General features: G+C 63.3%; 10 protein-coding genes. 3 read left to right on the top strand and 7 right to left on the bottom strand.

Going from position 1 to position 9,217, the window contains the following annotated elements; all coding sequences use genetic code 11:
- Positions 1-219 precede the first annotated feature (219 nt).
- Positions 220-2,388 carry an acetate--CoA ligase family protein gene (locus MOX02_RS28250; RefSeq protein ID WP_147029114.1) on the top strand — a complete coding sequence of 723 codons (2,169 nt, stop codon included), beginning with the start codon at positions 220-222 and terminating at the stop codon, positions 2,386-2,388.
- 694 nt (positions 2,389-3,082) lie between these two features.
- A complete protein-coding gene (locus tag MOX02_RS28245) occupies positions 3,083-3,331 on the top strand; it encodes a hypothetical protein (RefSeq protein ID WP_147029113.1) in 249 nt (82 codons plus the stop codon).
- Positions 3,332-3,335: 4 nt separating this feature from the next.
- Here MOX02_RS28245 and MOX02_RS28240 read toward each other — a convergent pair whose 3' ends face one another.
- Positions 3,336-3,533 (bottom strand): hypothetical protein, encoded by a 198-nt coding sequence (locus tag MOX02_RS28240; protein ID WP_147029112.1) that lies wholly within the window; start codon positions 3,531-3,533, stop codon positions 3,336-3,338.
- A 567-nt stretch (positions 3,534-4,100) separates the two neighbouring features.
- On the opposite strand from MOX02_RS28240, the gene MOX02_RS28235 reads away from it, so the two are divergent.
- The gene (locus MOX02_RS28235; protein WP_147029116.1) at positions 4,101-4,397 is read left to right on the top strand and encodes a hypothetical protein; all 297 of its coding nucleotides are present in this window, start codon (positions 4,101-4,103) and stop codon (positions 4,395-4,397) included.
- Between the two features lie 440 nt (positions 4,398-4,837).
- Here MOX02_RS28235 and MOX02_RS28230 read toward each other — a convergent pair whose 3' ends face one another.
- The 6 genes from MOX02_RS28230 to MOX02_RS28205 form a co-directional block, all read right to left on the bottom strand.
- Positions 4,838-5,446, bottom strand: a complete 609-nt coding sequence (locus MOX02_RS28230; RefSeq protein WP_147029111.1) for a hypothetical protein — start codon at positions 5,444-5,446, stop codon at positions 4,838-4,840.
- 613 nt (positions 5,447-6,059) lie between these two features.
- A complete protein-coding gene (locus MOX02_RS28225; protein WP_147029110.1) occupies positions 6,060-6,407 on the bottom strand; it encodes a hypothetical protein in 348 nt (115 codons plus the stop codon).
- A gap of 257 nt (positions 6,408-6,664) precedes the next feature.
- Positions 6,665-6,898, bottom strand: coding sequence for a hypothetical protein (locus MOX02_RS28220; protein ID WP_147029109.1), 234 nt, complete (start codon positions 6,896-6,898; stop codon positions 6,665-6,667).
- A gap of 181 nt (positions 6,899-7,079) precedes the next feature.
- Positions 7,080-7,316 carry a hypothetical protein gene (locus MOX02_RS28215; RefSeq protein WP_147029108.1) on the bottom strand — a complete coding sequence of 79 codons (237 nt, stop codon included), beginning with the start codon at positions 7,314-7,316 and terminating at the stop codon, positions 7,080-7,082.
- Entirely contained in the window at positions 7,313-8,116 is an 804-nt protein-coding gene (locus MOX02_RS28210) for a Crp/Fnr family transcriptional regulator (protein WP_306424535.1), read from the bottom strand. The genes MOX02_RS28215 and MOX02_RS28210 overlap by 4 nt, the downstream gene beginning before the upstream one ends.
- Before the next feature lie 428 nt (positions 8,117-8,544).
- Positions 8,545-9,217 (bottom strand): flavin monoamine oxidase family protein (locus MOX02_RS28205; RefSeq protein WP_147029107.1); only part of this gene is annotated, 673 nt, incomplete at its 5' end.

The following is a 9,217-nucleotide window of genomic DNA, read 5'->3' as shown; positions in this document are numbered from 1 at the left end:
CGGAGGAGGAGGTCGTCGAGATCGCCGGCTCCGGCGCCATCAAAGCACCCGGTGGGGCTGCTGCCGAGTAGGACATCCGAGACTACGGAAATAAATCCTGTGCGGATCAGGAATATACGCGTCGCTCAAACAAATTTGGATCGTAGAAGCCGCCGCGCTCGGAGCTGCGATCAGATCGAGCGTCGACAACCCGACACCAATGAAAATCAGGAGACGACGATGACCCGCTCGGCCCCTCAGAACTCGGTTCAACAAACTCACGCCGGTAACAAGGCACAGGTTCAGCAGGTCCTCGATCGCGTCAAGGCTGATGGTCGCGGCTCGCTGTCCGCTCCCGAGGGGCGGCTGGTCTGTGACGCCTATGGCATCCCAGTGCCCAAAGAAGCCGTTGCAACATCGGCGCAGGACGCCGTGCAGAAGGCCGAGAGCATGGGCTTCCCGGTCGTCCTCAAGATCGTCTCCCCAGACATCCTGCACAAGACGGAAGCCGGCGGCGTCATCGTAGGTGTCTCGTCCGGCCAAGCCGTAGCCGAGGGCTACGAACAAATTTTAGCCAACGCCAAGAGCTACAAGGCCGATGCCCGCATCGACGGCGTCCAGGTCCAACAGATGCTGAAAGGGGGCACCGAGGTCATCATCGGCGCGGTCACCGACGGCTCCTTCGGCAAGCTCGTCGCCTTCGGGCTTGGCGGCGTGCTGGTGGAGGTGCTGAAGGACATCACCTTCCGGCTTGCACCTGCCAGCCGCGAGGATGCGCTCTCGATGCTGGACGGCATCCAAGCCGCCGAGATGCTGAAGGGCGTGCGCGGATCGGAGCCGGTCGATCACGAGGCGCTTGCCGACATCATCGTCAAGGTTTCGCAACTCGTCACAGACTTTCCGGAAATCTCGGAGCTCGACCTCAATCCCGTCTTCGCCACGGCACGTGATGCAACAGCTGCGGACGTACGCATCGTGGTGGATTTCGCCGCGAAACCCACCTCAGAAGCGCGATCGCAGGCGGAGATCGTCGCGGGCATGAACCGCATCATGCGCCCCGACACCGTGGCGGTGATTGGCGCCTCGGCCGAAGCAGGCAAGATCGGCAACTCCGTGATGAAGAACCTCATCAACGGCGGCTACAAGGGCACGATCTATCCGATCCACCCGAAGGCCGACACGATCCTGAGCTTGAAGGCCTACCGGTCAGTCAAAGACGTGCCGGGTTCCGTAGACGTCGCCGTGTTCGCCATCCCTGCCCAGTTCGTGGCAGCGGCGCTCACGGAATGCGGCGAGAAAGGTGTGGCGGGAGCGGTCCTGATCCCGTCCGGCTTTGCCGAGACTGGGAACGACGCGGGGCAGCAGGAGCTGCAGGAGATTGGAAGACGCTACAACATCCGCCTGATGGGGCCGAACATCTACGGCTTCTACTACATGGCCAAGAACCTCTGCGCGACGTTCTGCACGCCCTTTGACGTGCAGGGTCAGGCTGCCCTGTCCTCGCAGTCGGGCGGCATCGGCATGGCCATCATCGGCTTCTCGCGCTCGACCAAGATGGGCGTCTCGGCCATCGTTGGGCTCGGCAACAAGTCCGATATCGACGAGGACGATTTGCTGGCGTTCTTCGAGCAGGACGACTCGACCAAGGTCATCGCCCAACACTGCGAGGATCTAAAGGACGGCCGGAGCTTCGCGGAAGCCGCGCGGCGCGTCTCGAAGAAGAAGCCTGTCATCGTGCTCAAAGCCGGCCGCACCTCGGCGGGCGCGAAGGCGGCGAGCTCCCACACGGGCGCGCTCGCCGGCAACGACAGGATCTACGAGGATGTGTTCAAGCAGTGCGGAGTGATCCGCGCGCGCTCGCTCCGCCAGTTGCTTGAGTTCGCCCGTGGCGTGCCGATCCTGCCGACCCCAAAGGGCGAGAACGTGGTCATCATCACGGGTGCCGGCGGCTCCGGTGTGCTGCTCTCCGATGCCGTTGTTGACAACGGCCTGTCGCTGATGGGCATGCCCGACGATCTCGATGCGGCCTTCCGCAAGTTCATCCCGCCCTTCGGTGCGGCGGGTAACCCTGTCGACATCACGGGCGGCGAGCCACCAGTCACCTACCAGAACACGATCCGGCTCGGGCTGGAGGACGAGCGGATCCACGCGCTCATCCTGGGCTACTGGCACACCATCATCACACCCCCAATGGTGTTCGCGAGGAACGTCGTGGAAGTCCGCGACGAGATGCGGGCCAAGGGGTTCGAGAAGCCGATCGTTGCCTCGCTCGCGGGTGACGTGGAGGTCGAGGAAGCCTCGCAGTACCTCTACGACCACGGCATCCCGGCCTATGCCTACTCGACGGAGTTGCCCGTCGAGGTGCTCGGTGCGAAGTACCGGTGGGCACGCGGCGCAGGCCTTCTTTGAACAAACCGAGCCCTGCAGCTTAGTAGGACAGCATGCTCGGTTGCCGAGCCCATTCAGGAACAGGATGGCGGGGCGGAAGATGAGGAGGAACAGGCTACGATGGGCCACTGGCCGAGCTTGCACTGTCGCCTGATCCCTGCAGATAGACCCGTGCAAGCTTTGCCCGCTGCGTAGGTTGGACGGCTCTCCTCTGCTCCGAGGGGCAGCGCTGCCGGCAGGAATTGCAGCATGGACCGCCGAACGCTCCCCGCTCGCACGTTCAACGTCGGGAGGAGACGCTCTGAGGTGTTGACCTGAGCTGCGCAGAACGTCCGCTTGCCCATAGCTTGAGCCCAGAAGCGGACGAGCCGCTTTCGGCCAAAGTCAGCTGTTCGGCATTGCGCCCATCTCGGCCGCTCAGCCGACTCTCGCGGCTTCTCCGAAGCGGACGTTGCAGAAGCTGTCCTGCGCAAACTCGACCGCGCGACACTGCCAGCAGGTGTCTGGATCCTCATCGCCCCATCACAAACATGTTCAGCATCTGCCGAAGCCGACTTCTCGCCATTCCCTCGAATACCGGCGGCCGGGTACCCTTGGCGATGGCGCCCCTCGTCGATGAGTACGGCCGCGCAGAGATCTACGATGCTCTGACCGAGCTATCCGAGACTGAGGTCGTCGAGGAGAGCAAGTAGGCTAGCGAGCGGAGCAGGCACAGATGAGCACCGCCGACATCATCGTCCTAGCCGTGCGGGGCGACAACGACGCTCTGGAGAAGATCCGCAAGTTGCATCCGCCGACGGCGGGTATCATCGAGCGAACCCGGGCGAGACTGGCGGGCATGGGCGAGCGACTGGCAGAGGAACTGGCTGCCAACGATGATCCCGACGAGTGCGAACGGCTGATCCGGATTGAACTGGAGAAGGCGCTGATCGAGATGGTGCCGAGGCCGGAAAGGCCGAACTGATCGATCAGTGCGTCCGCCCGGCGTACATCGACCAGGCGTTCGGCGCGTAGGGACCGGGGACCTCTTCACGAGACTGGCTCGAGCGGATCGACCTCTCGCGCTCGGCGACCTCAAGGGCGTGGATCACGAGGGCATGCGCCTCGGGATCTTGGGCAACGACGGCCCGGAGAGCTTCGACGAGTTGCTGGTGAGCGTCCGACATGGTTGTCACCCTCCGTGGTGAGTGGGAACGGTTAGAGCGCCCTGCTGCGCTGGGGACTGTGCGCTGCGTCACACCGACGATTTTGGAGCGGGCGGAGGCTTTGTGGGCTCGGGCACCGGCGGCCAAATCGGACGATCAGGACCAATCTCTTTCGGCATTGCGCTCTCTCGTTCGCGCTGAGACTATTTGGTTGAACCTAAACCCCTGCTGAATGGCTTGCTATAAATCGAATGGCGTAGTTGCTTGCAAATAAGACCGAACAAACGTTCAGGCTTACACTAATGCCCGATGGCCGGGTCGGGCCGCGCGACCATTCCCGTTTTGCGCCCTGTTCTTCCTGTTTTTCATAGATGAAGGGTTGGCCCAGGCGGTGGCACAAAGGGGCGACCGAATTGCTCCTTTTGGAGACCTGCTGATGCCAATGCTTCTTGTCTGACCCGATCTATGAGGCGCTGGAGCTGAGCGGGGTGAGATGAAGCGGCGACTGAAGTTGCGGATGGCAGGATGAACATCTTGGTGCTGGTGAGCGTTCTGACCCCGAGTTCAAACCAGGGAAGGAAGAACATCATGACCACGAAGACAATCGCTCTCGCCGCTGCTGTCGCTCTGTCACTGACTGGCGCCGCTTGGGCGCAGACGCCTGCCGGCGGCGGCAGCGCGGAGGGCAACATGAACAGCCCCGGCAGCGTGAAGAGCAACAGCGAGAAGGCGATGGAGCGCTCCACTGGCTCCGCGACCGGCGGCACGGCCGTGGGTGGTGCTCCTGCCACGACCGGCACTGCTGGTTCGACCAGCGGCCACAGCGGCGGTGCCAACATGAGCACGGGTGGTACGACCGGCGGTACGTCGTCCGGCGCCCGCTGATCACTCCCCTGCAGCATACAGTGAGGAGGGCCGGCATGTCCGGCCCTTTTTCATGCCGGCGAGCCGTCTCGGATGAAGCGGCCCCGCCGACGTTGGACAAGGAAAGGAAGACCGGCGAGGCCGCGCCAGAGATGTTCGCTCCGGCTACATCACCCTGCCTCAAGCTTCATCCTCGGCATTCACGCAGGTGAAGCGCGGCAGGAGAGTGCTCTGCGAGCCCTGAGGCTGAGTGCTGATCGTTGCGAAAAGTGGCCCCGCCCCGGCATCTTGGAGGAACACGCGGACGAGGCCACGCCGGCGGCTTGCGCCGCCAGCACGACCAGGATGCCAGCCCTGACTTCGAGACGAACTCACGCAAGTGAAGCGTAGGCGCGAAAACGGCCCCAGGAGCCTCTGCTTGGGGCCGCGTAGCAGGGCGATGCCAGCGAGTAGGATGCCGATCAGCGTCCCTGCTGCGGCATCAGGCTCTGCGCCTGCTTGACCGCATCGCGGCAGCCTTGATCCCCCTTGGCGTTGAGGTCTACCGCTCGCTGCAGAGCCATCTTGGCCTGGGAGACCTTGTCCTCAGTCGAAGGCCCACCCGAGGTGGACTGACCGCCATCTTGAGCGGCCGCTGCTGCCGTGGTGGGCCGGTTCTCTGACTGCCGGCGCACATCCTCGGGCGAGGTCGCGACCCGGCCGCTCGCGACCGCGTCCGCCTGCGTTGAACCCGTGGCTGCGCCGACTGGACCGGCTACACCACCTACTGTGCCCGGGCTGCCGCCCGCCTCGCGTCCCGCGCCGCCGGGCTGCGACCGGTCTGTCTCGCGTGAGCCAACTGTGCCGGTCGTGTTGGCAGCGTTCTTCTGAGCAGCTGTGTCGCTCGGTCCTTTGCGCTGACCGTAGTCCGGCTCGGACACGGGTGCGCCCATGCCGACCTGCGTGCCGAGGCTGCGCTTGAGCGTGGCGATGTCGTCCGTGCAAGGTCCGCCCTCTTGCGCGAAAGCAGCAGGAGCGAGGCCAATGACGGCAACGGCGGTGGCGCCGCAAAGTAAGCTTAGGCGGGTCATGCAAGTCTCCTCCAAGGTTGTTGGTTTGCTCCCGCTCAACCATGGAGGCTGTGGAACTGTTCAACGCCTCCTGAGCGGGTCACAGAGCGCTCGCTCCTGATTACCCGCCGCGGCGAAGAGGAACATGAAGAACCCCGCGCCCTGAGGCTGCGGGGCGAGTGAGAATGAGCGCGCGAGAAGAGTAGAGACGGCCCCGCCAGCATCGAGGGGGAGCAAGGAGTGTCGGCGGGGCCGTGCTGGGGAGGAAACCAGGTCCAGCCAGACCAGCATGCCCAGAGCCTTAGCGATCAGACATTCGCGCAGGTGAAACGTGGCAAGAGAAAGCCCACCACGACGGCGACCACATGTCCTTCACGGCCAAACCCATCTCAATGTATGGCTGGAACCAAAGAGTTTGGTAGGCGCGGAACGCAAAAGCCCAAGGAGCTACCATTTGTGCCGCGAGGTCTGCGGCAGCCCACTGCTCCGGGGTCGGAGATCCATCCGGCTGCTCGGGCATGGTCGCTTTTCCCCATCCTGGTGGAACATTCACCGTCGGACCAACCGGGCAGGCTGTTTGGGGTTCGCCTGCGCTGGCTCGACTGGGTTCGCTTTGCCGCATTGGCCGGACCGGTCAGCTCCGTGGGACCAATTCGTCCAGCAGCACCTGCCGGTGCTTCAGAGCCCGTAGAACCCGCCTGACCATCCACGCCAGCAGGATCAGCCGCGCCTGTTGTACCAGCAGGACCAGCAAGCTTTGTGGAGCCGGTCTGTCGTTGATCTCTCCGATCGCCAAGAGGGCTTTGCGGGCCAAGCGAACCTTGGGAGACATTTTCATCGCAAGGACCTGCGATGCCAAGTGCGCTTTGGGACCCGCATGCACGCCGTAGCGGTAGCGGACCGCACGCACCTGTTGGTCCTGGCGTGCCAAGAGATCGAGCAACTCTTGCGTTTCCTTGAGGTCGGGAAGTTCCTGGGTCACCGGCTTGCCGCTCTCGCCCAGTATTCCCCTAGACCAACTTCGGTTGGTAGGTCTTGTTCATCACGAAGATCAGGCAGTTGCAAAAAAGCCCGCCGCGGCGAACCTGGCGTTCCCCATTCAGTTTGAAAAAGTTGCATGAACTGGCTCGCTTGACCGCCGGACTACGGGGATGAGGCTCATGCAGGACTGCGAAATAACGCTGGCGGGGCAGGTACCACTCTGCCTGCGCGTCGCACAGGTCGGGCTTGCAGGCAGTCTCAGCGCGGGCTCAAGTTGCGGCGGTCACCGAGCAGGCGGCGGCCCGACGCGATGACCTGTACGGTCTGGGCGCCCAAATCCGCATCGCGGGCGGTGCGTTCATATGTTCTAAGGCGCTCGATCAGGCTGCTGCTCGCCTTCTTACCGTTGCTCAAGCAATCAGAAACAGTGTCAGTCACGAGGCTTGACAGCTTCGTGAGATTATCCTGTGTTAGTTCCTGATCCGATTTCATTGCTTCATCCTGCCACTTGGATGAACGTCTTGGACCATAGAAGACCTGCCTCCACTTCAGCGCAGGTTAAGCGCTCGGACGATTTAGTTCGGCTGGAGCTTCGCCTGGGAGCTGGAGCTTGTTCAGAATAGTCCCTATGGGACGGAAACCCTGCGACCTCGGCAGTGGCGAACAGCATCTCTCACCGGAGTCGCCGAGTGATCCAAGCCTTCGCCTCGTCCAGATCGGCGAAGGTGGGTTGATCCGGGCCGGCAAGCTGCCCGAAGCCGGCCTCGAAGAACCATTTGCGGGCCTCCGCGCCGTGCTCGTCCGACAATTGCACCAAAACCGCTACGAGGTAGCCATCCGCGAAGATGAGGCGCCCCTCTTCATCTCCGCTTCCCGTCGCGACCCGCACTGGCTTGAGATCCAGGTTCACGCGGCGGCCTTTCTCTCCATGTGCAAGTAGGTCTCGTCGAACTCGCCGAGCGCGCAGAGCGCGTCCCAGTCGTAGATGACGAGCTCGCTATACCGCGGACCGATGAGCGCCTGGGCGCGTAGATCTTGCAGCATGCGGTTGACGTGCACGTTGGTCAGTCCGAGCGCATCACCCAGATCGGTCTGTGTGATCGGCCAGGGGCAGCGGTGGTTCTCGGCAAGACCGACGGCGTGGAGCTTGAGGTACATCTCGCAGAAGACGTGCGCGATCCGACCGTGGGCCGTGCGGCGGCCGATGCCGGTCATCCACTCGCGGAAGATGGCCGCGTCGATCAGCGTATCGCGCCATAGCGCGGACGCCGCATCAGGGAACCGGACACACAGCTCGCGCAAGCTCTCATGCGGGAGGAAGCCGACCCGGCATTGGGTCAGCGTGGCGAGCCCGTGATCTAGGACGCGCAGGTGCAGGCTCTGCGAATCAGGGATGTCGCCGGGAACGTGGAGGGACAGGATCTGCCGCCGGCCCTCATTCAGGAGCTTGTAGCGGCAGGCCCAGCCCGTCAGGAGGAGACAGCAATGGGCGGGCTGATCCTTGTCGCGGGCGAGGTCCTGTCGCGCCTCCACCACGCGCACGGTCATTGGCAATGCGGAAACGGCCTCGCGCGCCGCGTCCGAGAGATTCGCGATGCTCTCCAGCTTGCGGATGAGCGGCGCCTTCTCGGCGCTAGAACCTGCGGCCATGAACGCTGCACTTTCGCTTGCAGTGATGCAAAGGGCGCGGCCACGTGCCAGCGGCAGCATCGCTCCTGGTGATCAGTTATCACGTACAAGCAGGTTGAACGCCTGCCATTGTCATGTGTTACTTCTAGAGGCCTGATCGCAATCTATTTTATAAATCAACAACTGATAAAATCACCATTCTATCAGTGATACATGTTAAATTCTTCGATCGCGAAAGACCTTGTGGATGAACAATCGGCGGGCGAGACCATATTTCGGTTGGGGAAGGCTACCGCGTCAGCCGCATGCAGAATGAACTCTACAGGGGTCCTAAGGTTGGGCAAGTGCTGGCCAACAGCACCGGAGCGCCCCACGCATCGCCTTCGTCGGCATCTCTACGCAATTGCACTGGCCTCACTCAGCCTCGCGCCGACGCAGGCGCTTGCTCAGGGCGGAGATTGCTGCCGGCCCCAATCAGTAGAACCAGGAAGCGCTGAAGATGCGCAGGGTCAAGGTCGCAGCACCGCCAGCGCTTGCTCTGCTGCCGTCAGTCCAGAGGCATGTGCTCCGCGGGCCGTAGTGAAGGCGTTTGGTGAGGTGGCTTCGCCCGCGAAGAAGAGGCTATCGTTGATCGGCGCGGCGAGAGCCGCCCGCTGCCCCGCAGATCCAGGCCGTGCAAAGGCGTAGGAGCCGCCGATCGTGGGCACATGGCCCCACGCGGTGCAGACCAACAGTCGAGCTCTCTTCCGAAAGCTCTCGCCGAGAAGGGCCACGAGTTCGTCGAGCGCAAAGGCCTCGGCGGCCGCATCGCCCTCATTCTCAAGCGCCCGAGCCAGCGTGCCGCCGAAGTAGCCCTCGATCACCGGGCGACCGAAGGGGCGCAGATGATATGCGCCGGTCTGGTTCGTCCTGGGGTTGCCGATCAGGTGGGCATCTCTCGGAAGCTCCTCGGGCGTGTCGAGCCGCAGGAACACCTTGTTGGCGAGGCCGAGAGGCAGTCCCTGGGCGGCCGCGACCTTGTCCGGCAAGGGCGGATCGAAGCGGACGCCCTCCACTGCCAGCACATTCGTCGGCACGGTCACGATCGCGGTGCGCGCGCGCACAGTCCCGCGCGCGGTCTCCAGCCAGACTTGGCCGGCCCAGCCGTGGTCGATCTTGGAGACGGGCGCGTTCAATGCGACC

It is taken from the genome of Methylobacterium oxalidis, assembly GCF_007992195.1.
Taxonomy (GTDB): domain Bacteria; phylum Pseudomonadota; class Alphaproteobacteria; order Rhizobiales; family Beijerinckiaceae; genus Methylobacterium; species Methylobacterium oxalidis.
This window is presented reverse-complemented; position numbering and strand designations above follow the sequence as displayed.

What these genes read in the sequence shown, in the direction of transcription:
- MOX02_RS28220 (WP_147029109.1), bottom strand. Translation starts at nt 6,898, where the DNA reads ATGAAATCGGATCAGGAACTAACACAGGATAATCTCACGAAGCTGTCA.
- MOX02_RS28240 (WP_147029112.1), bottom strand. Translation starts at nt 3,533, where the DNA reads ATGTCGGACGCTCACCAGCAACTCGTCGAAGCTCTCCGGGCCGTCGTT.
- MOX02_RS28230 (WP_147029111.1), bottom strand. Translation starts at nt 5,446, where the DNA reads ATGACCCGCCTAAGCTTACTTTGCGGCGCCACCGCCGTTGCCGTCATT.
- MOX02_RS28250 (WP_147029114.1), top strand. Translation starts at nt 220, where the DNA reads ATGACCCGCTCGGCCCCTCAGAACTCGGTTCAACAAACTCACGCCGGT.
- MOX02_RS28210 (WP_306424535.1), bottom strand. Translation starts at nt 8,116, where the DNA reads ATGCTGCCGCTGGCACGTGGCCGCGCCCTTTGCATCACTGCAAGCGAA.
- MOX02_RS28235 (WP_147029116.1), top strand. Translation starts at nt 4,101, where the DNA reads ATGACCACGAAGACAATCGCTCTCGCCGCTGCTGTCGCTCTGTCACTG.
- MOX02_RS28245 (WP_147029113.1), top strand. Translation starts at nt 3,083, where the DNA reads ATGAGCACCGCCGACATCATCGTCCTAGCCGTGCGGGGCGACAACGAC.